A 25,411-nucleotide genomic window follows, 5' to 3' on the forward strand; every position below is an offset into this window, starting at 1 on the left:
GCGCTCCTCGATCAGTGGGTCGCGAAAACGAGTTGCAGGTCCTGCGGGTCCTTGCTCCAGGCACTGGTGGCGCGCGGCTTGAAGGCGTGCTGCACCAGTTCGTCCGGGCTCAGGCGCAACCAGTCCTCGGGCACCCGCTGGCCGTTCGCCACGGCCTGCAGGGTCAGGCGGTGACGGATCAGGATGTCCAGGGCCGGGCCGAGGCGCACCGCCTCGTCAATCTTGCTCAGCACCACGCCCTCGCACTGGCTGGCATGCCAGGCGCCCACCACATCGTCCAGGGTCTCGCCCTGAGCGCTGGCGTTGACCACCAGCAGGCGGCGAATCGAGGGGTGGGCCACCATCTCCAGCAGCTCCTGCGTGCGGCTGTCGCGCTGGGCCATGCCGGCGGTGTCGATCAGCACCATCTGCTTGTTGGCCAGCAAGTCGAGCAGGTCGTCCAGCGAGGCGCGGTCGTGCGCGGTGTGCACTGGTACGCCCAGGATGCGGCCATAGGCGCGCAGCTGCTCGTGGGCGCCCAGGCGGTAGGCGTCCAGGGTGATGAGGCCGAGCTGGCTGGCGCCGTGCTTGGCCGCAAAGTTGGCGGCGATCTTGGCGGTGCTGGTGGTCTTGCCCACGCCGGTGGAGCCGATCAGCGCGAACACGCCCTGGCGGTCCTCCAGCGCGGTGGGGGCGACATGCAGATTGCGCGCTAGCACGGCGGCGGCCCATTGCATTTCGTCGGCCCCGGCGGCAAAGGCGCTCGGGCAGGCATCGACCAGCTTGCGCGTCAGTGCCGGTGAAAAGCCCGCTTCCAGCAGCTGCTGGGCCAGGCGTGCCTGCACCGGCTGGCGCTGCAGCTTTTCCATGAAGGCCAGGGCACCGAAGCGCTGCTCGATCAGGCCCTTCATGTCCTGCAGCTCGCGCATCACGTCGGCACGCTCGCGCTCGTTGCGCGAGGCGCCGGCGCCGAAGTCGCTGGCCGGGGTGGGCGGCGCCACTTCATCGCGCAGCACGGGCGGGTTGCGGCGCAAAGCCGGGGCATCGATGCCACGCATGCGCGGGGCCTCGACGGCGGCGGCTCGCGGTGCATCGGCGTGCAGGCGCTCGCGCGCCTCCTGGCGCAGATTGCGCGGCGGCTCGGCCAGGCGCGAAGGCGCCGGGGCCGGGTCTTCCAGCCGGGGTTCAATGCGCTGTGTGGGCTGGCCCGCACCGGCGGCGGCCCAGCGTTGCGCGGCACTGCCCTGGCGTTGCACGGGCGCGGCGGGCGCAGCAGCGGCGAAGCTGGCCTGCTCCACCCGCTGCGCGCGCATGGCCTCGATCTGCGCCTGGGCGCGGCGGGCACGCTCGCCTTCGCTGTCGGGCTTGCGCTGCAGCTGCGGCGGGGCCACCGGGTCGGGCTGACCCTGCAGCTCGGCCTGGCGGCGGCGCAGCATGCGCTCGCGCACATAGTCCTGGAACGACAGGGTGCTCATGCCCATGGCGGAGACATCCTGTTTGACCGAGGTGCCGGGGCCGGCACCACGCGCGGCGATCTCCTGCACCTTGGCCAGGCCCTCGGGCTCCATGGCCAGCACCTCGATGCCTTCGGCACAGGGCTTGGTGGCCAGCACCACCGCGTCGTCGCCGAAGGCGGCGCGCACCAAATTCATGGCCTCGCGGGTGGTGGGGGCAGTGAAGCGCTTCATGTTCATGCGGCACCTCCAATAACGGAACCGATGCGGATGGAGTGGGTCTCAGGCACTTCGCTGTGCGACAGCACCTTCAGGCGCGGCGCGGCGCGGCGCAGCAAGCGCGCCAGCGGGGCGCGAATGAGGTCGGGCACCAGCAGGCAGGCGGGCACGCCGCGCTCTTCCTGCTGGTTGCTGGTTTCGGCGGCGCGGCGGGCCAGCTGGTCGGCCACGCCGGGGTCCAGGGCCTGGCCGTGCGGGCTGGTGAGGGCCTGCACGATCAGGCGTTCCAGCTCGGGGTCCAGGGCGATCACGTCGAGTTCCTTCACCGGCCCGTAGATCTGCTGCACGATGGCCGGGGCCAGCTGCACGCGCACCCGGCGCGCCAGTTCGGTCGGGTCGGCGGTGCCGCCCGCGTGCTCGGCCAGCGCCTCCACGATGGAGCGCATGTCGCGGATATGCACACCCTCTTCCAGCAGGGCCTGCAGCACGCGTTGCAACAGAGGCAGGGCGACCATCTTCGGAACCACGTCTTCCATCAGCTTGGGGGCCAGCTTGGTCAAGTGCTCGACCAGTTGCTGGGTCTCCGTGCGGCCCAGGAGCTTGGCCGCATGGATTTGCATCAAGTGTGAAAGATGGGTGGCAATGACAGTCGAACAATCAACCACGGTGTAGCCGGCCATTTGCGCGGCTTCCCTTTGCTTTTCTTCGATCCACACCGCCGGCAGGCCGAAGGCGGGGTCGGTGGTCTTGGTGCCGGGCAGCTTGGTGGTGGCGTGGCCGGGGTTGATGGCCAGCCACAGGCCGGGGTAGGCCTCGGCCTCGGCCACCACGGCGCCGCGCAGCAGCAGCCGGTACTGGCTGGGGCGCAGCTCCAGGTTGTCGCGGATGTGCACGGCCGGCGGCAGGAAGCCGACGTCCTGCGCGAATTTCTTGCGCACGCCCTTGATGCGGCTGAGCAGATCGCCGTCGCGCGCCTTGTCCACCAGGGTGATGAGGCGGTAGCCCACTTCCAGGCCCAGGGTGTCCACCGGCTGCAAGTCGTCCCAGCTGGCTTCGCCATCGGTGGCGGCCTGGGCGGGGGGTGGCGCCGGCGGGGCCAGCTTGGCGCGGCGCTCGCGCTCGCGCAGCCACCAGGCGCCCCAGCCCAGCAGGCCGGACATCAGCAGGAACACCGCATGCGGCATGCCCGGAATCAGGCCCAGCGTGGCCACCACGCCGGCGGTGATGGCCAGCGCGCGCCAGCTGCCGAACATCTGCGTGCCGATCATGGCGCTGATGTCACGCTCCTTGCCCACGCGCGAGACCACCATGGCCGCGGCCACCGAGATCAGCAGGCCGGGGATCTGCGCCACCAGCGCGTCGCCCACCGCCAGCAGGATGTAGCTGTCGGCCGCCTGACCGAGCGACAGGCCGTGCTGCGCCATGCCGATGGCAAAGCCGCCAATGATGTTGATGACCAGGATCAGGATGCCTGCCACGGCGTCACCACGCACGAACTTGCTGGCACCGTCCATGGAGCCGAAGAAGTCGGCTTCGTCCCCCAGCTCGGCACGGCGGCGCTTGGCCTCCTTCTCGTCGATCAGCCCGGCGGAGAGATCGGCGTCCACCGCCATCTGCTTGCCCGGCAAGGCGTCCAGGGTGAAACGGGCCGACACCTCGGCGATGCGCTCCGAGCCCTTGGTGACGACGATGAAGTTGATCACCACCAGGATGGCGAACACGATCAGACCGACAGCGAAATTGCCGCCGATCAGGAAGTGGCCGAAGCTCTCGATCACCTTGCCGGCCGCGCCCGGGCCGGTATGGCCCTCGAGCAGCACCACGCGGGTCGAGGCCACGTTGAGCGAGAGGCGCATCAGCGTGGTGAGCAGCAGCACGGTCGGGAAGGCGGCGAAATCCAGCGGCCGGATCATGTGCGCAGCCACCATCATCACCATCAGCGCCAGCGCGATGTTGAGGGTGAACAGGAAGTCCAGCGCGAAAGGCGGCAGCGGCAGCACCATCATGGTCAGCACCAGCAGCACCGCCACCGGCGCGCCCAGCGCCGTCAGCATCTGGCTGTGCGGGCCGATCCAGGCCTGCAGCTTCTGCGTCAGCTCGTTCATACGGCCTGCTCCTCGTCAGATGGCGCCAGGGCCTGCTCTTCATGCGGATCCATGCCCTTGGGCACGGCCGGGTCCGGCGCCTGCGGCTCGCGCCCCGGGCGCGCGGCGCGCAGCTGGTACAGCCAGGCCAGCACCTGGGCCACGGCGCCGAACAGGCTCATGGGCACCTCGCGGTCCAGCTTGGCGTGGGCGTACAGCGCCCGCGCCAGCGCCGGCGCCTGCAGCACCGGCACTTTGTGCTCTTTGGCCACGTCGCGGATGCGCAGGGCCAGCAGGTCGGCGCCCTTGGCCACGACGCGCGGTGCGCCGTCCTTGGCCTCGTCGTACTTCAGGGCCACGGCGTAGTGGGTGGGGTTCATCACCACCAGGTCGGCCTTGGGCACCGCGGCCATCATGCGCTGGCGCGTCAGCTCGCGCATGCGGGCGCGCTGGCGGGCCTTGATCTCGGGCGAGCCCTCGGTCTCCTTCATTTCCTGCTTGACCTCGACGCGGCTCATGCGCAGGCGGCGCAGGTAGAGTTGGCGCTGCAGGGGCACATCCAGCGCGGCGAACACGGCCAGGGCCAAGGTCAGCGCAAACAGGCCCGCCAGCAGCAAGCGGCCGGCCTGCGCGAGCGCCTGTTCCAGCGGGGTGGACATGAGGCTGACGTACTGGTCCAGGCGCTGATGCAGGGCCCAGGCCGCCACGGCGCCCAGCAGCACTGCCAGCAGCACGGCCTTCAAGGCCTGGCCGGCGTTCTGGCCCGAGAACAGGCGCCCCAGGCCGGCCACCGGGTCCAGCAGGTTCCAGCGCGGCCCCAGGGCCTTCAAGGTGAAGTTCCAGCCCCCCAGCGCGAGCTGTGAGGCCACGGCCGCACCGCCCAGCACGGCGCCGATCATCAGCAGGGCCTGCACCAGCCGCCCGCCCAGATTCGCCAGGCTGTGCTGCATCGCCCCGGGGTGGCTCAGGCTCTGGGCATTGAAGCGCAGGCCGTCGGCCAGCAGACGCTGGCAATCCTGCAGCGCCTGCGGCAGCCAGAACCAGGCCAGCAGGACCATGGCCGCCAGCACCAGCGCGTGCGCGAGGTCGCGCGAGCGGGGCAGCTGGCCCTCTTCGCGCGCTTTGCGGATCTTGCGCTGCGAGGCGGGTAAGTTGTGGTCTTGGGCGTCTTTGTCGGCCATGCGGGGCACAGGCCGCGATCAAGTTCGGCCTGTGCCGGCATTGTTCTGACTCGCCCCCGCGCACTTGAGCCCGAGAAGCGGGACGATCACCCGCCTATTCGAAGCCGCAAAGAAAAGCGGCGGGCACCGTTTGGCGCCCGCCGCTTTCAGAAACCGGATGCGATCAGAAGCCCAGCGAGGCCAGCAGATCGTCCACTTCGCCCTGATCGGCCACCACATCGGTGCGGCCTTCGGGGTTCACCACCGGGCCCTGCAGCACTTCCTGGCTGACTTTCTCGCGCTGCTCGGGTGGCACCACCTGCACCAGCAGTTTGACCAGGCTGTCCTCCAGGTCGGAGGTCAGCTGCACGACCTTCTTGACCACCTGGCCCGTCAGGTCGTGGAAATCCTGCGCCATCATGATGTCGGTCAGGTGCTGGTCGATATGGGCGGTGCGGGTCTCGATGTCGGTGACGAAGTTCATCACCGCCCCACTGGCCACGGCACGCACCGGATCGGCCGTCAGCTTGGCTGCCAGCTCCCGAGTGGCGTTGGCAATCGCCTCGTGGTCCAGCTTGGCCTGATCGACCGAATTCAGCACCTTGTTGGCGGCTGCCGCGGTCTTGTCAGCGATGTAGGTCAGGCGGCTGCGTGCGTCGGGCAGACCATCGGTCGCCACCTGGAGCTTCGGCATCACGCCCAGCTGTTCCATGGTGTCGTGCAGCAGCCGGGTGATGGTCCCGATCTGCTGAAACACTGCCGGATCCACTGCAAGACCCTGGCCTTGGGCCAGCTTCGCGAGTTCTTCCATCTGCATGATGCCGACCTCCGGGGTTAAGCCGCAGCCATCTTCTGGATGATCTTCTGCACCTTCTCTTCGAGGGTGGCCTTCGTGAAGGGCTTGACGATGTAGCCCGCCGCACCCGTCTGGGCGGCCAGCACGATGTCTTCCTTGCGCGCCTCGGCAGTCACCATCAGCACCGGCAGGTGCTTGAGGTTGGCGTCTTCCTTGATCGCCTTCAGCAACTCGAAGCCCGTCATATTGGGCATGTTGATGTCGCTGACGACGAAATCAAACTTCGAGGCGCGCAGCATGTTCAGGGCTTCGGCGCCGTCTTCGGCCTCTTCGGCGTTGGTGTAGCCGATCTCCTTCAGCAGGCCGCGCACGATGCGCCGCATGGTGGAGAAATCGTCAACGATCAAAAACCGCATGTCGGTGCTCATGGGCCAATCCTTCTCTTCTCTCAAGCGGGGGGCGATGCGGCGGGAGCGGGCGGAGCCGCCTCGTCCTCATCGCCCAGGTTCTTCAGCACGGCGTCCTCGGCATCCCGGTTCATCACGATGATGCTGATGCGACGGTTGGCGGGACTTTCAGGCGCCTGGGTGTCAAGAAGCTTACTCGAAGCGAGACCTTGGACACGCAGCATGCGGGCCTCGGGCAAACCCCCGGCAACCATCTCGCGGCGTGACGCATTGGCGCGATCGGCGCTCAATTCCCAGTTGCTGTAGCCGCGCTCGCCGGCGCTGAAGGGCTTGGCATCGGTATGCCCCTCGACGGTGAGGCGGTTGGGCACCTCGGCCAGCACGGCGCCGAGCTCCTGAAGCAGCTCGCGCATATAGGGCTTCACCACGGCCGAGCCGGAGTCGAACATCGGCCGGTTGCCCTCGTCGACGATCTGGATGCGCAGGCCTTCCTTCGTCATGTCCAGCTTGATCTGCCCACCCAGGGCGGACAGCGCCGGGCTGAGCTTGATCTTCTCCTCGACCTTCTGCTTGAGCTCCTGTAGGCGCGAGCGCTCGGCACGGCGCTGCTCTTCCTTGAGTGCCTTGAGGTTGTAGAGCCGCTTGGCGGCCTCGATGTCGCCATCCTTGACCTGGCCATCCTGGCGCGTCAGGTCCTTGCCGCCGCCCTTGACGACGGAGGAGGCATCGCCCGCCCCCGAGCCGCCCAGCATGGCGATCTTCAACGGCGAGGAGAAGTAGTCGGCAATGCCCTTGCGATCGCCCTCGGTGGTGCTGCCCAGCAGCCACATAAGCAGGAAGAAGGCCATCATGGCCGTGACGAAGTCGGCGTAGGCGATCTTCCAGGCTCCACCGTGCGCTCCGTGGCCGCCCTTCTTGACCTTCTTGACGATGATGGGCTGGAGCTTCTTGGTGTCGCCTGCCATGGCTAGCGCGCCTCTTTACTTCTTCTTGACGTGGCTTTCGAGCTCGGCAAAGGTGGGCCGCACGTTCGAGTACAGCACCTTGCGGCCGAATTCCACCGCCACCTGGGGCGCATAGCCCTGCATGGAAGCCAGCAGCGTGGTCTTGATGCACACCAGCTCCTTGCCCGCCTCATCCAGCTTCTGCTCCAGCAGGCCCGCCAGCGGCTCGGCAAAGCCGTAGGCCAGGAAGATGCCCAGGAAGGTGCCGACGAGCGCCGAGCCGATCATGCCGCCCAGCACCGCCGGCGGCTGCCCGACCGAGCCCATGGTGTTCACCACGCCCAGCACGGCGGCCACGATGCCGAAGGCCGGCAGGCCGCCGGCCAAGCGGTTCAAAGCGGCCACGGGGGCATGGGCCTCGGCGTGGTGGGTGTCGATCTCGGCATCCATCAGCGCCTCGATCTCGTGCGCGTTCAGGTTGCCGCTGACCATCATGCGCAGGTAGTCGGTGATGAACTCGGTCACATGGTGGTCGGTGCCGACGTTCGGGTACTTCTGGAACAGCGGCGACTTCTCTGGCTCCTCGACGTCCTTCTCGATCGACATCAGGCCCTCCTTGCGGGCCTTCTGCAGGATGTCGTAGAGCAGCGCCATCAGCTCCAGGTAGCGCGCCTTGGTGTACTTGCTGCCCTTGAAGCACATGCCCAGGCCGGACGCGGCGGCCTTGATGACGGGCATCTGGTTGTTGGCCAGGAAGGCGCCGAGCGCGGCCCCGAAGATGGTCGTCAGCTCGAAGGGCAGCGCGTGCAGGATCACCCCGATATTGCCCCCGTGCGCGATGAACACGCCGAAGATGCAGACGAGCATGATGACCCAGCCGACGATGACGAACATGGGGGTGTGGGTGAGCGGAACGTCGGGCGATTGTGCAGGGATTCAAACGGGCGACCGCGGGCAAACAGGCCCAGCCCCACGGTCAATTCAAGTCTTCAGCACGGTAAAGAAAGAGCTGGTGACGGCCGATAGAGGGCCACTGCGCGTGGGGGCGGATGCCGGGCAGCTCGAAGTCCAGGCTGAGCAGCCAGGCGCCGGGTGGCAGCTCGGTGCGTGCCTTGGCCAGCACCCGCGTCATGGTCTCGGGGCGCTGGAACAGGTAGAGCAGATCGAGCTCGCGCCAGCTGTCGGCCCACATGTCGCCGCGCCGCACGCGGGCCCAGGGGCAGCGCCAGCGCGCCCACAAGGCCAGCGGCCAGCTCGCCTCGGTCCCCGCCAGTTGGGCAGCCGGCAGCGCGGCGCGCAAGGCGCGCAGGCCGGCGCCGCTGCCGCAGCCGGCGTCCAGCACCCGCGGCGCGCCCGGTAGCTGCAGGTGCGTGCCCAAGTCGGTCAGGGCGCCGCGTGGAGTCAGGAACAGAGGCGCGTCGCCCCAGAGCCGGCGCGGGTAGAGCGCCAGCAGGGCGACCGCCAGCACCAGCCAGAAGCCGGCCGGCAAGGCAGCCTGCGACAGCAGCAGGCCCAGCGGCAAGCCGAGCGCCACCCAAAGGCGGCGCCAGGGCCGGCGGTGCAACAGGGCGCAGGCCAGCGACACCGCCAGCAGCGCCAGCCCGCCAGGCCAGTCGGGCCCGAACGCCTGCCAGGCCGACCAGGCCAGCGCCCAGCTCAGCAGGGCCGACAGCGGCCAGAGCCGAGCCAGGCCCTCAGCCATCAGTGCGTGCTGGCCAGATCGGGGCTGCGCCCCTTGCCGGCGCGCGCCGGCGGGTTGCACAGGCCGCAGACGTAGTGGCGCGCCATCTCGTGCGGATGGGTGACGAACTGGCCGCGGCAACGCGTGCAGGCGGTCAGGGTCAGCATGCCGTTGTCGATGAACTTGACCAGGCGCCAGGCGCGCGTGACCGAGAGCAGCGCCTCGATGTTCTGCGCCTGGGTGTGCTCCAGATAGAGCTGGTAGGCCTTGATCACGGTGTCGATCTCATCCAGCGCCGCCGCCTTGTTCAGGTACTCATGGATGTTCATGAACAGCGAGGCGTGAATGTTCGGCTGCCAGGTCATGAACCAGTCGGTCGAGAACGGCAGCTGGCCTTTCGAGGGCGAGCGGCCGGACACCTCTTTATAAAGGCGCAGCAGACGCTCGTAGCTCAGCTCGGTCTCGGACTCCAGCACCTGCAGGCGCGCGCCGAGGTGGATCAGGGTCACGGCACGCTCAATCTGGCGGGCTTCGGACAGGATGCTTTTGACGCGGGCCATGCTGGCTCCTCTCTGAGGGATTCGAGATCAGGCGGTTTCGCTGTGGCGACCGGCCATCAGGATCGAGGCATGCAGGCGGGCCGACTGCTCGTTCACGCTGGGCTTGTGGCTGCTGGTCAGCAGGCTCCACACCAGATCGTCTTCCATGCGGAAGCGGCACAACAGGGTGCTGGAGCCGGCCAGCTTCATGATCTGCGCCGGCGAGAGCTGGGCCAGCAAGGTGGCCGTCTCTTCCGACAGGCCCAGGCGGTAGAGCGCCTGTTCGCGGTCGGCGCGGATCAGGCTCTGCGCCAGCATCAGGTACGAGAGGTTGGTCTCGCGGATCTCGGCCAGGATTTGGTCAGGGCTCACGGCTCGCTCCTTGTTTGAGCAGCGCCGCGAAGTGCGACGCCATGGAGCCAGATTCTGAAAAACGAAGAAAGGGCCCGAAATCAGGCCCTTTCCAGCTGCGCCGTCAGCCTTTCCAGGCCCGGCTGTCAGACAAATTCCTACACGCCGGTCAGCGGCGCGGCTTGGAGAGCTGCTGCAGGCGCTTGAGTTCCGCCTTTACCACCGGCAGCAGCTCCGGCGCTTCGGCCAGCAGGCTGGCGCGGGGCTTGCCGCGCTGCAGCCGGCGCAGGATGCGCTGGGCTTCCTCCGCCTCGCCCAGGCCGCTGAGCGCAAAGCCGAGCGCGTACAGGCTGGGGCCGTGGGTGGGCTGCACCGCCAGCGCCCCGCGGGCGTAGGAGGCCGCGTGGGCCAGCTCACCGGCCGACAGCAGCAGCGCCGCCATGTCGGACTTGAGGTCGAAGCTGGCCGGCTGGGTGTTGAGTGCGCGCAGCAGCACCGTCACCCCATGCCCGAGCCGGCCGCGGGCCGCCTCGGCGTAGGCCGCGTTGCGCGCGGCGGCCAACAGCGCCATGGCCTCGTTCATGGATTGACCCGGCGCCGGCACCACGCCGGAGGCGGCCATGCGCTGGCCCAGGTCATTGGTGGGGGTCACGGTCGACAGTGCAGACATGGCGGCGGCTCCGGGTTGGGCCTGCTGTGCAAGCCGCTGGATGAATACGAGGTGCGCCCGCGCGCTCGGCATCGGGCAAACAAACTTTAGGAATTTCGCCCCCGGCTCAAGCGGCGGAATTGCGCTGCTTCAGCCACCCAGATCGCTGCCCAGGCGCCCCACCCCGCCCCACTTCCGCGCCGCCCCCGCCAAGATCACAATTAATTGGCACTTGAAGACCCTGCTTATCGAAAGATCGAGGGGATTGACAGTTGGCTCTTAAGTTCCTAAGGCGGCCTGCCGACAACCAACACAACGGATCTGGCGACGGATCACGTTGTCCGGCAGACCAGCTTCAGGCCCGAACCCCGCAAGGGGTCCAGACAGTGGAAGCGGAAGGGCCGGGCGGGGTCGCAAGACCTCTCCACGGGCCCATGCCGGGCCTTGTTCATCCGAGCTGAAAGGAACGCACCATGCCCGCCATCATCAATACCAACATCACCTCGCTGAACGCGCAACGCAATGCCGCCGCCAGCCAGCAATCCTTGACTCTGGCCGTGCAACGGCTGTCGTCGGGCCTGCGGGTGAACTCCGCCAAGGACGACGCCGCCGGTCTGGCGATCTCGGAACGCATGAATGCCCAGGTCCGCGGCATGAATGTGGCCATCCGCAACGCCAATGACGGCATCTCGCTGGCCCAGACGGCCGACGGCGCGCTGTCCAAGGTGGGCGACGCCCTGCAGCGCATGCGCGAACTGGCCGTGCAGGCCCGCAACGGCACCAACACCGATGCCGACAAGACCTCGCTGGACCAGGAATACCAGCAGCTGGGCGCGGAAATCGGCCGCGTGCTGGGTGGTACCACCTTCAACGGCCAGACCATCGTCGGCGCCAATGCCGGTGACAAGGTCTTCCAGGTCGGCGCCAACACCACGGCCAACGACATCATCACGGTGACCACGACCGACATGACCGGCAATGCCGACATCACGGCCGTGACCGGTGGCAACCTGACCGGCGACTCCACCGCCCTGGCCACGGTGATCGACAACATCGACACCGCGCTGAACACGGTGAACAGCCAGCGCGCCACCTACGGTGCCGTGCAGAACCGCTTCGACGCCGTGATCAGCAACCTGATGGTCTCGTCCGAGAACCAGGCCGCCGCGAAGAGCCGCATCACCGATGCCGACTTCGCCATCGAGACTGCCAACCTGAGCCGGGCCCAGATCCTGCAACAGGCAGGCACCTCGATGATTGCCCAGGCCAACGCCCTGCCGCAGCAAGTGCTGTCCTTGCTTCGATGAAGCCTGGCCGGCCTCGCTGACCTCTGGTGCAGCCGCCGGCCTCTCTGTCGCGCAAACGACGGAGCTCATCCAAGAAGCGGACAACCTGAGCCCACCAGCACAAGCCCCTCCTTGACCGCACCCCCAGCCCGCGCACGGGGGGCGGTCAATTTCAGGACCCAGCGCCGGTCGGCCGTGAGAAAAGAACCCCAAACACCCCGCTATTCAGTATTCGGCTCAAGTCGCCCTCGCTCTCGACGAAAAGGGATCCATCGGGATCGCAGCCGCTCAGCGGCCCCCAGTGCCAGCCGGCACCGGGCGCTCAAGCTGCATGCCGGTCTGTACCCCCGTTCTTCCTTGAGAGGAGTGCTTCATGCCCGCCATCATCAATACCAACATCGCGTCCCTGAATGCGCAGCGCAATACGGCCATGAGCCAGGCTTCGCTGCTGATCTCGACCCAGCGCCTGTCCTCGGGCCTGCGCGTGAATTCGGCCAAGGACGACGCGGCCGGCTTGGCGATCGCCGAGCGCATGAACGCCCAAGCCCGCGGCATGGCCGTGGCCATCCGCAATGCCAACGACGGCATCTCCTTGTCGCAGACGGCCGAAGGCGCGCTCTCCAAGGTGGGCGACGCCCTGCAGCGCATGCGCGAACTGGCCGTGCAGGCTCGCAACGGCACCAACACCGATGCCGACAAGGCATCGCTGGACAAGGAATTCCAGCAGCTCAATGCGGAAATCGGGCGCGTCCTGGCCGGCACCACTTTCAACGGCAAGGCCGTGGTGGGCGGGAATGCCGGCGATCAGGTCTTCCAGATCGGCGCCAACACCACGCCGAACGACATCATCACCGTCACCACCCAGGACTTCACGGCCGACCCGAACATCGTGGCAGTGGCCGCCGACAACCTGACCGGTGACGCCGCTGCCCTGGCCACGGTGATCGACAACATCGACTCCGCGCTGGACGCCGTGAACGGGGAGCGCGCCACCTACGGCGCGGTGCAAAACCGCTTCGAGGCCGTCATCAGCAACCTGATGGTGGCCTATGAAAATCAGGTGGCCGCGCGCAGCCGCATCATGGACGCCGACTTCGCCGTCGAGACCGCCAACCTGAGCCGCGCAAACATCCTGCAGCAGGCCGGCAATTCGATGATCGCGCAGGCCAACGCCCTGCCCCAAGGCGTGCTGACCCTGCTGCGTGGCTGAGGCCGGAGCGAGAAGGGTCCTGAGGACCCTTCGACCCCGGCCGAAGGACGGCCACCATCTCGCGGCGGCCGGCTGGGCGAGGCCGTAGCGAGAAGGGTCCTGAGGACCTTTCGCCCCCGGCCGAGGGACGGCCGCCCTCTCGCGGCGGCCGGCTCGGAGAGACCACAGCGAACTGAACTTCGCCCGCTACGGGCGGGGATTGGCCGCTTTTCCAGGCTCTTATCGGCCCTTTGAGGCAGCGACCTCACTCCAAGAATCTGCGCCATAGAGACGGCCTTTGTGCCGCTCGACGCCGCCGCCCTTTTCGTGCGCGGCGGCAAACGCAGCAAGGAGTGCCGTCATGCCTCAGATCATCAATACGAACATCGCTTCGCTGAACGCGCAGCGCAACCTGAACATGTCGCAGAACTCGCTGCTCACGGCGACGCAGCGGCTGTCATCGGGTTTGCGGGTCAATTCGGCAAAGGACGATGCGGCGGGCATGGCGATTGCCGAGCGCATGTACGCCCAGGCCCGCGGCATGGCGGTGGCCATGCGCAACGCCAACGACGGCATCTCGCTGGCCCAGGTGGCGGAAGGTGCGCTGGCCAAGGTCACCGAGAACCTGCAGCGCATGCGCGAATTGACCGTGCAGGCCCGCAATGCCACCAATTCCAGCAGCGACAAGGACTCGCTGGACAAGGAATTCGGCGAGCTGTCCAAGGAAATCCAGCGGATCATCCAGGGCACCACCTTCAACGGCAAGGCCATCCTGGCCCAGGCTGCGGGCACGCAGACCTTCCAGATCGGCCCCAACACCACGCCGAACGACATCATCGACTTCACCACCACCGACCTCTCGGTGGCGCCGGAGATCGTGACGGTGGCAGGCTCCGACAACGCCGGCTCCGGCCGCCGCGTCATCAACGGCACCACCACCATCGATGACCTGGCCGTCGTGATCCAGGAAATCGACACCGCCTTCGACCTGATCAACGGCGAACGCGCCACCCTGGGCGCCCAGCAGAACCGCTTCGAGGCGGTGATCACCAATCTGCAGATCGCCTACGAGAACCAGATGGCCGCCCGCAGCCGCATCATGGACGCCGACTACGCGGCCGAAACGTCCAACCTCAGCCGGGCCAACATCCTCCAGCAGGCCGGCACGGCGATGGTGGCGCAAGCCAACCAGCTGCCGCAGCAGGTGCTCCAGCTGCTGCGCTGAACGAAAAATTTTTCGTTCTGGGCCTAAAGTTGCCCGCAGCCCCGCCGATACAGCCTGGGCGAACCTCCCATTTCGGGGCGTTCGCCCTGAGTGCATGAAGGAGAGCAAGGAGTTTCACCATGGCCACCATCACTTCAGCCGGCATCGGCAGCGGCCTGGACGTCGAGACCCTGATCTCTCGGCTGGTGGCTGTCGAGCGCACGCCCATCCAGCAAATCCAGCAGCGCGCCACGGGCTTCAAGACCCAGCTGTCGGCCTACGGCAAGCTGCAGTCCAACCTCTCCACCCTGCGTGACGCCGCGGCCCGCCTGACGCGCGCCGATACCTTCGGCGCCGTCACCGCCACCAGCAGCAACGCCACCACCGCCAGCGCCACCGCCGCCACGGGCACCACGGCCGGCAGCTACACCGTGCGGGTCGACAAGCTGGCCGCCGCCCAGTCGATCGCCACCAACGCCGTGCCCAGCGGTAGCGCCTTGGGCACCGGCACCATCACCATCGATTTCGGCTCCTACACGGACGACGGCATGGGCGGCTTCACTTTTGACGCCGACCCGACCCGCACCTCGGTGATCATCCCGGTCGCCACCGGCGAAGATGCGCTGGAGCAGATCCGCGACAAGATCAACGCGATGAAACGCGGCATCGTCGCGAGCGTGGTGTCCGATGCCAACGGCTCGCGCCTGGTGATGCGCGGCGTGGACCCCGGCGCCGCCAATGCCTTCCGCGTCAGCGTGGCCGATGACGACGGCAACAACACCGATACCAGCGGCCTCTCCGCCCTGGCCTACGACCTGGCCACCGGCGTCAACACCAGTTCCCGCAAGCAGGCGGCGCAAAACGCCGAGGCGAACATCGATGGCATCGACATCGTCTCGGCCACCAATACCGTCACCGGCGCGGTGTCGGGCCTGACGATCACCCTGGGCAAGGTCAGTGCCGACCCGGTGACCCTGACCGTGGCACAGGACAAGTCCGCGATCAAGAAGTCCATCACCGATTTCGCCAACGCCTACAACGAGACCGTCAAGTTCCTGCGCGAGCAAAGCCGCTACGACCCCGGCAGCAAGACCGGCGGCCCGCTGCTGGGTGACAGCACAGCCACCAGCGTGCTCAACCAGTTGCGCGGCCTGGGCGGCGGCAACACCAGCCTGGGCGGCACCCTGACCCGCTTCGCCGAGATCGGCCTCGACCCGCAAAGCGACGGCACCTTCAAGGTGAACGACACCAAGCTGGATGCCGCGCTGGACAAGGGCAGCGACCTCAAGGCCTTCTTCTCGGCCGTGGATGAGCTCGAAGCCGGCAACAGCGGCCTGGCCGTGCGCCTGCGCAAGCTGACGGACGACCTGCTCTCGGTCGACGGGCGGGTGACGAACCGCCAGAAGGGCATCCAGACCCGCATCGACGAAGCCAGCAAGCAGGAAGCACAGGTGGAGCGCCGCGTAGAACTGGTGGAAAAGCGCCTGCGCGCGCAGTACACCGCGCTCGACGCCACGATGGGCAAGATGCAGGGCCTGTCGTCCTACCTCAACCAGCAGCTTCAGAAGCTCTGAGGCCAGCCCGTGGCAGCTGCGGCCACCTCCCCGACGGGGCGGTGGCCGTTTTGCTTTGGAGCCTCCACTGGGGCCTTGCCGGCGCCGTGCAATTGCCGTGAAATGCACCGATCGGAGGGCGCTTTCCCGCGCTGAAAGCGACTCAAGTTGCCCCCCACCGCGCCGAAAACCTGTCACACACAGGAATCCCACCATGTACGGCCAAGCCTCCCCCTTTGCGCCCCGCCACTACCGGCCCAGCAATATGTACACGCGGGTGGGCCTCGAAACCGAGGTGCACGACGCCAGCCCGCACCGCCTGATCGCCATGCTGTTCGACGGCCTGTTCTCGGCCCTCGCGCAGGCGCAGGGCGCGCTGGAAGCGGGCGAGCGTGAGGTGAAGGCGCGGGCGCTGTCGCGCGCCGTCCGCATCCTCGATGAAGGCCTGAAGGCCGGTCTCAATCTGGAGGCCGGCGGACCACTGGCCCGCCAACTCAGCGAGCTCTACGCCTACGCCAGCCTGCGCCTGACCCAGGCCAATCTGCGCGACGACCTGGAGGCGATTCTTGAAGTGCGCAAGCTGCTGCAGCCGGTGCAGGAAGCCTGGGGAGCGATCGCTCCGCGGGTGGAGAGCAGCCCGGTCGCCGCTTGATCCTTTCCCCTCTGCCTTTGAACGCTGCCGCCCATGAACGCCCAACTCCTTAGCTATTACGAAGCCATCGAACAGGCCAGCGCCCAAATGCTTTCCGCCGCCCGTCAGGGCGATTGGGATGAAGTGGTCCGGATGGAAGGGGCCTGCGCCCTGCTGATCTCGCAGCTCAAGACGGCTGCCGACACGCAGACCCTGGCCAGTGACGAGGCGCCGCTGAAGGCGCGCATCATGCAGCGCATCCTGCTGAACGACGCCGAGATCCGCCAGTTGGCCGAACCCTGGATGGACGAGCTGGGCCTGCGCGCCCAGACCAAGGGGCAGACCGTACACTGATTCGGCCCTGCCGCCCCCTCACCCCTCGGGGCCTACCGCCCCATGAATCGTCCCGAAGCCCTCGCCGATCTCGACATCGCGAACCCCGCCGAAATCGGCGCCTGGTTCCAGGATTTGGCGGACGAGCAGGCCAGCGTCCATCTGGAAGGCCCGGCCGGCCAGACCTGGACCTTGCAAGCCCAGCGGGTGCAGCCCGGCAGCCATGCCCTGGAGCTGCGCCTGCCCAGCCTCAAGCCCGAAGCGCCCGCCTGGGTGCTGCAGGGCCCGGTGCAGGCCCACGCCACGCTGAACCGCATCCGCCTGGACTTCGAGCTGCCCGCCGCACGCGAGCTGCGTGTCAACGGCGGCTTGCCCCTGCTCTGCCTGCCGCTGCCGGCGCTGCTGCGCCGGCACCAGCGCCGCCAGGCGTTCCGCGTACAGCCCACCAGCCTGCACCACCCCCGCGCCTGGCTGCCCCGCCCAGGCGCGCTGCCCCTGTGCCTGCGCACCGCCGATCTGAGCGCCGGCGGCCTGTCTCTGCTCTGGCCGGCGAGCCAGCCGCTGCCGCACCCCGGCGACCTGCTGCCCGGCGTGGAGCTGGAGCTCGGGCGTGACCAGCGGGTGGCGCTGCAGCTGCAGGTCCAGCACCTGGACGAAACCCGCGCCGAGCCCGATCCGCGGGTGGGCTGCGCGTTCGTTGGCCTCAGCCCGCAGACCGAGCGGCAGCTAGCGCTGTACCTGGACAATCTGCAGCGCCGCCAGCGGGGATTGCGATGACGCCGCGAAGCCTGCGCGGGTTCAACCTGCTGGAAATGGGCGTCACCCTGGCCGTGCTGGCCGTGCTGATCACCCTGGCGGCGCCCACCTACAACCGCTACCAGCAGCGCCAGCAGCTGCGCCTGGCGGGCGACGCCCTGGCTCGCGATGCGCTGGCCGCCCGCGAAGCCGCCATCGCCCAGGGCCGACCGGCCTTTCTGGTGCTCAAGGGCGGGGAGACGAACTGGTGCTGGGGCGTCAGCGTGGCGGCCCCCTGTGACTGCCGCCAAGCAGTACGCGCTTGCCGGATCGCAACGCACCATGCGCAGGAGCATCGCAATGTCCAGGTGCGGCGGGACCAGCAGTTGGAATGGAACCCCAGCCTGGGCCATTCCGGCTCGCTGGGCCAGATCACCCTCACGAGCACCAGCGGCGAATCCCTGACCCTGAAGCTCGACGCCCAAGGCCGCCCCAACGCCTGCGGCAGCGCCAGCCGCACCGCAACCCCCTGCTGACCGCTGAACAGCTCTGCGATCAAGTGCCACCGCAGATCCGGCTCCGCCGGTCTGCCAGTGGCGCCCCCTTGGGGGGCTGAGCTCGGACCGAGTCAGCCCTGAGGGCTGACGACGCCGAGCGAAGGGCCCGAGCTCTGCGAGGGCGCGGCCTGCAAGGCGGGCCCTTGGCGCCCTCGGGGGGGTCTTAGATCTGCATGTTCATGATGTCGGAGTACGCCGACACCAGCCGATTGCGCACCTGCATCACGGCCTGGAAGCCCACCTGCGCCTTCTGCATCGAGACCATGGTCTCTTCCAGGCTGACGGTCGGGTTGTCCAGCTGAAGCTCGCGCTGCAGGCCCTGGGCCTGCAGCTGCTGCTGGCTGACGGCCTTGAGGGCCTGGCTCATTGCGTCGGCAAAGTTGCCAGCCTCGACCGCCTTGCCGGTCTGCGCGGCCGGCAGGTTCATGCCCGCACGCGCCACGGCACTGGCGAAGTCGAAGGGCTTGAGCTGCACCGGATTCATGATGGGCGGCAGCTTAGGCGCGCGCCAGCCGCCGCCAAGCCGGCATAAGGGCTGGCTTTATCGGCCTGATCGGCGCCTACTTGAGGGAGCGCGTCCAAATAATCGGCCGCCATGGAGTCCGCCCTCGCTGCCCCCCCACCTGCCGACGTCGTGCCCGCTGGCCCGCCCAGCTTCACGCAACGCCTGCAGCAGCTGCCCCGCCGCAACCAGATCGGCCTGGGGCTCGGTCTGCTGCTGCTCGTGGTCGTGTTGCTGCTGCTGAGTTCGCGCACCGGCAGTTCCGACTACCGCCCGCTCTTCACCGGCTTGGCCGACAAGGACGGCGGCGCCGTCATCGCCCAGCTGGCGCAGATGCAGGTGCCCTACAAGAGCGAGCCCGGCGGCACGATCCTGGTGCCAGCCAGCCAGGTGTACGACGTGCGCATGAAGCTGGCCAGCCAGGGCCTGCCCAAGGGCAGCCTGGTCGGTTTCGAACTGCTGGACAAGCCCTCGATCGGTCAGACCCAGTTCAACGAGCGCCTGAACTTCCAGCGCGCGCTGGAAGGCGAGCTGACACGCACCATCACCGCCCTGGCCGATGTGTCCGACGCGCGCGTGCACCTGGCCATTCCGCAGCAGACCGGCTTCTTCCGCGAGCAGCAGAAGCCCTCGGCCTCGGTGATGCTGCAGCTGCGCGGCGGCCGCATGCTGGACCGCGCGCAGATCGCCGGCATCGTGCACCTGGTCTCAGCCTCGGTGCCCGAGCTGAACCCGCGCGCCGTGAGCGTGCTGGACCAGACCGGCAAGCTGCTCTCCAACAACGAGGACGAAGCCAGCGGCCTGGGCCTCGATGCCCAGCAGCAGCTCTACAAGCAGAACCTCGAAGCCACGCTGACGCGCCGCATCGAAGCCCTGCTCGAACCCATGGTGGGGCGCGAGAACCTGCGCACCACGGTGACGGCCGACCTCGATTTCTCGCAGAGCGAGCAGACCAGCGAGGCCTTCGCCCCCAACCAGGGCAACAACGCCCAGCAAACCCTGCGCAGCCACACGCTGAACGAGAGCAGCAACACGGCCACCGCGCCGCCCACCGGCATCCCCGGCGCGGTGAGCAATCAGCCGCCGGTACCGGCCACGGCCCCGGTGAACGGCGCCTCAGCACCGCTGCAGGCCGCCGGTGGCACCGGCACGGGCAGCACCCGCCGCGATGAAGTGCGCCAGTACGAGGTGGACAAGACCGTGCGCGTGGTGCGCAATGCCACCGGCACCGTCAAGCGCCTGGCCGCGGCCGTGGTGCTGAACCACCGCAGCAAGACCGACGCCAAAGGCAAGACCACCACCGAGGCACTGCCGCAGGCCGAGATCGATCGCATCAATGCGGTGGTGCGCGAAGCGATCGGCTTCGTCGAGCAGCGGGGCGACACCCTGCAGGTCGTCAGCACCCCCTTCGTGCAGCCCAAGGTTGAGACCGTTGACGTGCCAATCTGGGAAAAGCCCGTGGTGCGCGAACTGTTCAGCTTTGGCGCCGTGCCGATGGCCCTGGTACTGGTGGCCCTGATCGTGGTCTTCGGCATGGTGCGCCCGGCCCTGCGTGCCGCCTACCCGGCCGCGGAAGACACCAAGGGCCCGACCGGCAAGCCCGGGGCCACGCTCTCCGAGGTGGTGGGGGATCAGGCGGCCCTGCCGGCGCCGGAGGAGGTTCTGCCACGCCTGGAAGCGCCGCTGGACCAGACCAAGCTGCAGCGTGCCCGCGAACTGGCCAAGGACAACCCGCTGGCGGTGGCGAACATCGTGCGCGCCTGGATCAACGGCGAAGAACCCACGATTTAAGGACCCGCCATGGACGACAAAGGCGTAGAGGACGCAGCCATCTTGCTGATGACCCTGGGCGAGGAAGAAGCCTCCGAGGTCTTCAAGCACCTGCAGCCCAAGGAAGTGCAAAAGCTCGGCGAGACCATCGCCAAGCTCAAGGTGGTGCCGCGCACGCGTGTCGAGGACGTGCTGGAAAAGTTCGACAAGATCGCCGGCACGCAGAGCATGCTGGTGTCGGACACCGACGAGTACGTGCGCCAGGTGCTGCGCAAGGCACTCGGCGAGGACAAGGCCAACCTGCTGCTCGACCGCATCTTGCAGGGCAGCGACGTCTCCTCGATCGAGAGCCTGAAGTGGATGGACCCGGCCTCGGTGGCCGAGCTGCTGCGCAACGAACACCCGCAGATCGTCGCCGCCATCCTGGCGCATCTGGATTTCGACCAGGTCAGCTCGGTGCTCAAGCTCTGGACAGAGCGCCAACGCAACGAGGTGCTGATCCGCATCGCCACGCTGGACGGCGTGCAGCCCACCGCGCTGAAAGACCTGAACGAGGTGATGAGCCAGATCCTGGCTGGCGGCGACCGCATGAAGAAGTCGAGCCTGGGCGGCGTGAAGGCCGCGGCCGAGATCATCAACATGATGGGCAGCGCCACCGAAGCCTCGGCGCTGGACTACATCCGCGAGCTGGATTCCGAGCTGGCGCAGAAGGTGATGGACAACATGTTCACCTTCGACGACCTGGAGAAGATCGACGACAAGGGCATCCAGTCCCTGCTCAAGGAAGTGCAGAGCGAGTCGCTGGTGCTGGCCCTCAAGGGCGCCAACCCCGAGCTGCGCGAAAAGATCTTCCGCAACATGTCCACGCGCGCCGCCGAGACCCTGCGCGAGGACCTGGAGTCGCGCGGACCGGTGCGCCTGTCGGAAGTGGAAGCCGAGCAGAAGGAAATGCTCAAGATCGTCCGCCGCCTGGTGGACGAGGGCCAGATCGTGCTCGCCACCGGCGGGGACGACCAATTCCTGTAAACCACGCGCGGCCGCCCCATGTCATCCTTCGGCTCTATGAACGCCAAGACGGTCCGCAACGTTCCGCCGCCGCAGGGCACGGCGGCCAAGCCCAGCTATGGGCGCTTCATCCCGCGCGAGGAGCTGGAAGGCGCCCAGGTCTGGAAGCCCGACTCGCTGGGTGGCGCGCCCACGGCCCGGCCGCCGGTCAGCGCCCCACCGCCCAAGGCGGAGCCGATGCCGCCGCCCCCGCCGCCACCGGACCCGCGCGAGCTGCTCGCCATGGCCCGCCAGGCCGGCTACCAGGACGGCCTGCGCGACGGCCAGGCCAGCGCCGATGCCTTCAAGCAGAACCATGCCCGCCAGGTGGCCCGCCAGCTCGGTGCCCTGGTGGAAAGCTTTGACGCCGCCTTCCAGGAGCTGGAGCAGCGCATGGCCGAGGCCCTGACGCACACCGCCGTGGAGTTGGCCAAGCAGGTGGTGCGCGAGGAACTGCGCCAGCACCCCGAGCACATCGCCAAGGTGGCGCACGACGCCATCGAGGCCCTGATGCTGAGCGCCCGCCATGTGCGTGTGTTCGTCCACCCCGAGGACCTGCCCCTGGTGCAGGCCGGCGCGGCCGACACCCTGAAGGCGCGCGGCGCCCAGCTGATGCCCGACGCCAGCCTGGAGCGCGGCGGCTGCCGGGTTGAATCCGACATCGCCAGCGTGGACGCCCTGGTGGCCCAGCGCTGGCGTCAGGCCGCGGCACAACTGGGTTCGCGCAGCGAGTGGCAAGCGCCCGAGGCGGGCGACGATCTGGTTGAGGAAACATGAACACCCCGCGCACCGAACGCTGGGGCCAGTTCCTTGGCGAACTGCAGCGCCACGCGGCCGAGCCCCTGGCCTTTGAGCCCGCGGGCAAGCTCACGCGCGTGGCCGGCCTGGTGCTGGAAGCCAGCGGGGTGCAGGTGCCGGTCGGTTCGCTGTGCGAGATCCAGATGCCCGATTCCCGCCCCGGCGACCGCCCCGCACGCGCCGAGGTGGTGGGCTTCAGCGGCGACCGCGCCTTCCTGATGCCCACCGACGAGCTGCACGGCCTGGCCAGCGGGGCCCGCGTGCGCCCGCGCAACACCCCGCCACGCCCGCCGCGCCTGGGCGAAGCCCGCCACCCCTGGCGGCGCGACGCCGACCGCGGCCTGCACCTGCCCATGGGCCCCGGCCTGCTGGGCCGCGTGGTGGACGCCCACGGCCACCCGCTCGACCGCCTGGGCCCGCTGCACGAGGTGAGCCGCGAACCGATGGTGCGCCGACCGATCAATGCGATGGACCGCGACCCGGTGCGCACCCCGCTGGACACCGGCGTGCGCGCCATCAACGCCCTGCTGACGGTGGGCCGCGGCCAGCGCATCGGCCTGTTCGCCGGCACCGGCGTGGGCAAGTCGGTGCTGCTGGGCATGATGGCGCGCTACACCGCGGCCGACGTCATCGTCGTCGGCCTGATCGGCGAACGTGGCCGCGAGGTCAAGGAGTTCATCGAGGACATCCTGGAGCAGGAGGGCCTGGCGCGCTCGGTGGTGGTAGCCGCCCCCGCCGATGCCCCGCCGCTGGTGCGCATGCAGGGTGCGGCCTACGCCACCGCAATTGCCGAGCATTTCCGCGACCGCGGCCAGCATGTGCTGCTGCTGATGGACAGCCTGACCCGCTACGCCCAGGCGCAGCGCGAAATCGCCCTGGCCATCGGCGAGCCGCCTGCCACCAAGGGCTACCCGCCCTCCTGCTTTGCCAAGCTGCCCCAGCTGGTGGAGCGCAGCGGCAACGGCATGCCCGGCGGCGGCAGCATCACCGCCTTCTACACGGTGCTGAGCGAGGGCGACGACCAGCAAGATCCGATCGCCGACGCCGCACGCGGCATCCTGGACGGCCACATCGTGCTCAGCCGCGAGCTGGCCGAGGCCGGCCATTACCCCGCCATCGATGTCGAGCGCTCGATCAGCCGCGTCATGCCGGCGGTGGCGCCGCAGCAGCACATCGAGCAGGCGCGCCGCTTCCGCCAGCTGCTCGCCAAATTCAACAAGGCGCGCGACCTAATCCAGCTCGGCGCCTACGCCCCCGGCCACGACCCCGACCTGGACGCCGCCGTGCGCCTGCATGGCGAGATGAGCCGCCTGTTGCAGCAGGACATGCATGCGCCCGCCACGCTTGGCCAGGCCTTGGCCCAGCTGGGCCAGGTGTTGAGCAACTGAGACCGTTATGGCCGGCCTGGACACTCTCACCCTGCTGCTCGAACAGGCCGAGCGCGCGCGCGACGAGGCCCTGGCCGCCGCCAGCGAGGCGCAGACCCGCCTGGCCCGCGCCCAGGCCCAGGCCGACGATCTGCAGAACTACCAGGGCGAGTACCACCAGCGCTGGCAGGGCCAGGCCCGCAGCGGCCTGGGCATCGAGACCCTGCAGTGCTACCAGAACTACGGCGGCCGCCTGCGCGAAGCCATCGGCCAGCAAGGCCAGTTGATCCAGGTGCTGGAGGCGCGCTGGCAGGCCCAGCGCACCGAGCTGCAGGAGCGCGAGCTGCGCGTGGCCGCGCTGCGCAAGCTCATTGAGCGCCGCCAGGCCGAGGCCTTGCAGAAGGCGCACCGCCAGGAACAGAAGCTGAACGACGAATGGGCCGCGCGCAGCGCGCGCCTGCCCAAGGCCTGAAACCGAGAGACCGCCCATGCCCACGCCCGCCCTGAGCCTGCACACGCAGGACCTGCGCCCCCAGCCCGCCCCGGCCGCCGAGCCCGGCCGCGCCGGCGCGGGCTTTGCCAATCTGCTGGCGCTGCAACTGCAAGCCCCGAACGAAGCCCCGCCCGGGCTGGAGCGCCGCGCAGAGCCGCCCCGGCCAGCAGCCGAACGCGAAACCGGATGCAGGGCGCAAGCCGCCGGCACACCGAACGCCCCCAGCACCCCGGTGGCCCGCGCCCCCGAACCCGCCCGCGCGCAGGAACGCGACACGCCGCGCGCCGAGCGCGAACCCGCTGCCGAGCGCAGCCCCGAACCCCAGCGCGCCGCCGAGCCGGCCGCTGCGCTGCGCAAGCCAAAAGCGGCCACCAAACCGGGCGGCGGCGCCGCGGAAGCCAAGGCCGGCACGCCGGCCGCTTCGACCGCCACCGCCGCACCCGCCAGCGACACCACGGCCAGCATCGCCGAGGGCACGGCCACGCCTGCGGCCCCGGAGGAAGACCCGGCCAGTGCCGAAGCGGCCAGCGTGCAGGAGGCCATCGCCGCCCTGCTGGCGCCCCCCCAGCAGGAGCCTGCACCGGAAGCGGCAGAGAGCGCAGCAGCCACCCCGCCCGAGCAGGCCTCGAACCCCGGCCAGACCCAGGTGGCGCACAGCCTGGCCGAATCCGTGGCGCCGCAGATCCGACCCGCCGGGGAACAGACCACCGATGGCCCCGAGGCCGTTCGGCCCGCCGCCACCGCCGCCACCGGCGTACGCGCCGCCCTGCACGCGGCCACCAACCCCCAGGTGACGGCCGCCCCTGCTGCAGCCGAGGAGGGCCCACCCGGCGCCAAGCCGGCGGCAGGGGCCAAGTCCGCCCCGGGCGCTGAGCTGCCCATCAAGACCGAGCGGGAAAGCGAGCACGAAGCCGCCCCGCTGGAGCTGAGCAACGCCACGCCGCCGCAGACAGCAGCCGCCCCCGACACGCCGCCCACGCCGCCGGAGCCCCCCGCCCTGGCCCCTAGCGCCGCCGCGGCCGTGCCGCCCGAGGCCAGCGCCACGGTGGCGGCCGCCGGCCTGCAGCACCCTGCCGCGGCCGAAGGCCAGGCGCCGCGCGCCGAGCCGGGCATCAACACCCTGCCGCCGCAGGCCGGCGGCGCACCAGCCGGCAGCCCCGCCTTGCCGCTCAGCGGTGGCAGTCCGGTCGGCTCGGCCTATCTGCGCCACGCGCCCGGCCAAGCCGGCTTTGCGCAGGAGCTGGGGGCCCAGGTGGCCGTGTGGGTGCGCGAGGGCGTGCAGCAGGCGCAGCTGAACCTCAACCCGGCCGAACTGGGGCCGGTGCAGGTGCGCATCCTGCTGGAAGGTCAGCAGGCGCAGGTGCAGTTCGTGGTGGAGCACAGCCAAACCCGCGAGGCCCTGCAGGCCGGCGTGGCCGAGCTGAACCAGGCGCTCAAGGGCGAAGGCCTGAGCCTGGGCCGCGCCGATGTGCACACCGGCAGCGGCCGTGATTCCGCCCAGGGCGCCGCGGCCCAGGGCCAGGACGGCCGCGGCGAAGGTCGCCCGCGCGCCGCCAGCCCCTGGGCCGGCGAGCCCTCCAGCCCCAACACCCCGCAGCCCCGCAAACCCGCCTCGCGCGGACTTTTGGACCTTTACGCCTGAAACCCACGCCTGATTGGAGCTTTCGCCCCCAGCTGCACTGCCAA

At 69.0% G+C, this 25,411-nt stretch carries 26 protein-coding genes; 14 read left to right on the top strand and 12 right to left on the bottom strand.

The window, feature by feature from the left end:
* Nucleotides 1-11: 11 nt before the first annotated feature.
* The 11 genes from flhF to I7X39_RS03020 all read right to left on the bottom strand — a co-directional run bounded on the left by flhF (nucleotide 12) and on the right by I7X39_RS03020 (nucleotide 10,284).
* Nucleotides 12-1,673 (bottom strand): flagellar biosynthesis GTPase FlhF, encoded by a 1,662-nt coding sequence (flhF, locus tag I7X39_RS02970; RefSeq protein ID WP_198109483.1) that lies wholly within the window; start codon nucleotides 1,671-1,673, stop codon nucleotides 12-14.
* Nucleotides 1,670-3,757, bottom strand: a complete 2,088-nt coding sequence (flhA, locus tag I7X39_RS02975; protein ID WP_198109484.1) for a flagellar biosynthesis protein FlhA — start codon at nucleotides 3,755-3,757, stop codon at nucleotides 1,670-1,672. Before flhA ends, flhF begins: the two co-directional genes overlap by 4 nt.
* The gene (gene flhB, locus I7X39_RS02980; protein ID WP_198109485.1) at nucleotides 3,754-4,917 is read right to left on the bottom strand and encodes a flagellar biosynthesis protein FlhB; all 1,164 of its coding nucleotides are present in this window, start codon (nucleotides 4,915-4,917) and stop codon (nucleotides 3,754-3,756) included. Before flhB ends, flhA begins: the two co-directional genes overlap by 4 nt.
* A 163-nt stretch (nucleotides 4,918-5,080) precedes the next feature.
* Nucleotides 5,081-5,713, bottom strand: coding sequence for a protein phosphatase CheZ (locus tag I7X39_RS02985; RefSeq protein WP_198109486.1), 633 nt, complete (start codon nucleotides 5,711-5,713; stop codon nucleotides 5,081-5,083).
* A 17-nt stretch (nucleotides 5,714-5,730) separates the two neighbouring features.
* Nucleotides 5,731-6,120 carry a chemotaxis response regulator CheY gene (cheY, locus tag I7X39_RS02990; protein ID WP_198109487.1) on the bottom strand — a complete coding sequence of 130 codons (390 nt, stop codon included), beginning with the start codon at nucleotides 6,118-6,120 and terminating at the stop codon, nucleotides 5,731-5,733.
* Between the two features lie 20 nt (nucleotides 6,121-6,140).
* Nucleotides 6,141-7,064 carry a flagellar motor protein MotB gene (motB, locus tag I7X39_RS02995; protein WP_198109488.1) on the bottom strand — a complete coding sequence of 308 codons (924 nt, stop codon included), beginning with the start codon at nucleotides 7,062-7,064 and terminating at the stop codon, nucleotides 6,141-6,143.
* Nucleotides 7,065-7,079: 15 nt separating this feature from the next.
* Nucleotides 7,080-7,937 carry a flagellar motor stator protein MotA gene (gene motA / locus I7X39_RS03000; RefSeq protein WP_198109489.1) on the bottom strand — a complete coding sequence of 286 codons (858 nt, stop codon included), beginning with the start codon at nucleotides 7,935-7,937 and terminating at the stop codon, nucleotides 7,080-7,082.
* 82 nt (nucleotides 7,938-8,019) lie between these two features.
* A complete protein-coding gene (locus tag I7X39_RS03005) occupies nucleotides 8,020-8,745 on the bottom strand; it encodes a class I SAM-dependent methyltransferase (RefSeq protein WP_198109490.1) in 726 nt (241 codons plus the stop codon).
* Nucleotides 8,745-9,284 carry a flagellar transcriptional regulator FlhC gene (gene flhC / locus I7X39_RS03010; protein ID WP_198109491.1) on the bottom strand — a complete coding sequence of 180 codons (540 nt, stop codon included), beginning with the start codon at nucleotides 9,282-9,284 and terminating at the stop codon, nucleotides 8,745-8,747. Before flhC ends, I7X39_RS03005 begins: the two co-directional genes overlap by 1 nt.
* A 27-nt stretch (nucleotides 9,285-9,311) precedes the next feature.
* Complete coding sequence (gene flhD, locus I7X39_RS03015; RefSeq protein WP_198109492.1) at nucleotides 9,312-9,635, bottom strand: flagellar transcriptional regulator FlhD; 324 nt, start codon at nucleotides 9,633-9,635, stop codon at nucleotides 9,312-9,314.
* 148 nt (nucleotides 9,636-9,783) lie between these two features.
* Nucleotides 9,784-10,284, bottom strand: coding sequence for a tetratricopeptide repeat protein (locus tag I7X39_RS03020; protein WP_198109493.1), 501 nt, complete (start codon nucleotides 10,282-10,284; stop codon nucleotides 9,784-9,786).
* Between the two features lie 452 nt (nucleotides 10,285-10,736).
* On the opposite strand from I7X39_RS03020, the gene I7X39_RS03025 reads away from it, so the two are divergent.
* The 8 genes from I7X39_RS03025 to I7X39_RS03060 all read left to right on the top strand — a co-directional run bounded on the left by I7X39_RS03025 (nucleotide 10,737) and on the right by I7X39_RS03060 (nucleotide 17,730).
* Nucleotides 10,737-11,570, top strand: a complete 834-nt coding sequence (locus I7X39_RS03025; RefSeq protein WP_198109494.1) for a flagellin N-terminal helical domain-containing protein — start codon at nucleotides 10,737-10,739, stop codon at nucleotides 11,568-11,570.
* Between the two features lie 352 nt (nucleotides 11,571-11,922).
* Nucleotides 11,923-12,759: a flagellin N-terminal helical domain-containing protein gene (locus I7X39_RS03030; RefSeq protein ID WP_198109495.1), complete on the top strand. Its 837-nt coding sequence runs from the start codon at nucleotides 11,923-11,925 to the stop codon at nucleotides 12,757-12,759.
* Nucleotides 12,760-13,099: 340 nt separating this feature from the next.
* On the top strand, nucleotides 13,100-13,963 hold the full coding sequence (locus I7X39_RS03035) for a flagellin N-terminal helical domain-containing protein (protein ID WP_198109496.1): 864 nt from the start codon (nucleotides 13,100-13,102) through the stop codon (nucleotides 13,961-13,963).
* A 119-nt stretch (nucleotides 13,964-14,082) separates the two neighbouring features.
* Entirely contained in the window at nucleotides 14,083-15,516 is a 1,434-nt protein-coding gene (fliD, locus tag I7X39_RS03040; protein ID WP_198109497.1) for a flagellar filament capping protein FliD, read from the top strand.
* A 193-nt stretch (nucleotides 15,517-15,709) separates the two neighbouring features.
* Nucleotides 15,710-16,147, top strand: a complete 438-nt coding sequence (gene fliS, locus I7X39_RS03045; protein ID WP_198109498.1) for a flagellar export chaperone FliS — start codon at nucleotides 15,710-15,712, stop codon at nucleotides 16,145-16,147.
* A 33-nt stretch (nucleotides 16,148-16,180) separates the two neighbouring features.
* A complete protein-coding gene (locus tag I7X39_RS03050) occupies nucleotides 16,181-16,480 on the top strand; it encodes a flagellar protein FliT (RefSeq protein WP_198109499.1) in 300 nt (99 codons plus the stop codon).
* A gap of 42 nt (nucleotides 16,481-16,522) precedes the next feature.
* Nucleotides 16,523-17,236: a flagellar brake protein gene (locus tag I7X39_RS03055; protein WP_198109500.1), complete on the top strand. Its 714-nt coding sequence runs from the start codon at nucleotides 16,523-16,525 to the stop codon at nucleotides 17,234-17,236.
* Complete coding sequence (locus I7X39_RS03060; protein ID WP_198109501.1) at nucleotides 17,233-17,730, top strand: pilus assembly FimT family protein; 498 nt, start codon at nucleotides 17,233-17,235, stop codon at nucleotides 17,728-17,730. The genes I7X39_RS03055 and I7X39_RS03060 overlap by 4 nt, the downstream gene beginning before the upstream one ends.
* A gap of 184 nt (nucleotides 17,731-17,914) precedes the next feature.
* Here I7X39_RS03060 and fliE read toward each other — a convergent pair whose 3' ends face one another.
* Nucleotides 17,915-18,235 (bottom strand): flagellar hook-basal body complex protein FliE, encoded by a 321-nt coding sequence (fliE, locus tag I7X39_RS03065; protein ID WP_375140730.1) that lies wholly within the window; start codon nucleotides 18,233-18,235, stop codon nucleotides 17,915-17,917.
* A 111-nt stretch (nucleotides 18,236-18,346) separates the two neighbouring features.
* Here fliE and fliF point away from each other — a divergent pair, with 111 nt between their 5' ends.
* Genes fliF through I7X39_RS03095 form a run of 6 tightly spaced genes read left to right on the top strand, consistent with a single transcriptional unit; the run spans nucleotide 18,347 to nucleotide 25,367 of the window.
* Nucleotides 18,347-20,044: a flagellar basal-body MS-ring/collar protein FliF gene (gene fliF, locus I7X39_RS03070; protein ID WP_198109502.1), complete on the top strand. Its 1,698-nt coding sequence runs from the start codon at nucleotides 18,347-18,349 to the stop codon at nucleotides 20,042-20,044.
* A gap of 9 nt (nucleotides 20,045-20,053) precedes the next feature.
* Nucleotides 20,054-21,049: a flagellar motor switch protein FliG gene (gene fliG / locus I7X39_RS03075; protein WP_198109503.1), complete on the top strand. Its 996-nt coding sequence runs from the start codon at nucleotides 20,054-20,056 to the stop codon at nucleotides 21,047-21,049.
* Between the two features lie 36 nt (nucleotides 21,050-21,085).
* Complete coding sequence (locus I7X39_RS03080) at nucleotides 21,086-21,844, top strand: FliH/SctL family protein (RefSeq protein WP_198109504.1); 759 nt, start codon at nucleotides 21,086-21,088, stop codon at nucleotides 21,842-21,844.
* Complete coding sequence (gene fliI / locus I7X39_RS03085) at nucleotides 21,841-23,253, top strand: flagellar protein export ATPase FliI (protein ID WP_198109505.1); 1,413 nt, start codon at nucleotides 21,841-21,843, stop codon at nucleotides 23,251-23,253. The genes I7X39_RS03080 and fliI overlap by 4 nt, the downstream gene beginning before the upstream one ends.
* Nucleotides 23,254-23,260: 7 nt before the next feature.
* On the top strand, nucleotides 23,261-23,704 hold the full coding sequence (fliJ, locus tag I7X39_RS03090) for a flagellar export protein FliJ (protein WP_198109506.1): 444 nt from the start codon (nucleotides 23,261-23,263) through the stop codon (nucleotides 23,702-23,704).
* 16 nt (nucleotides 23,705-23,720) lie between these two features.
* Nucleotides 23,721-25,367: a flagellar hook-length control protein FliK gene (locus I7X39_RS03095; RefSeq protein ID WP_198109507.1), complete on the top strand. Its 1,647-nt coding sequence runs from the start codon at nucleotides 23,721-23,723 to the stop codon at nucleotides 25,365-25,367.
* Nucleotides 25,368-25,411 lie beyond the last annotated feature (44 nt).

Origin of the sequence: Inhella proteolytica (assembly GCF_016093275.1) — a bacterium.
Classification (GTDB): Bacteria; Pseudomonadota; Gammaproteobacteria; order Burkholderiales; family Burkholderiaceae_C; genus Inhella; species Inhella proteolytica.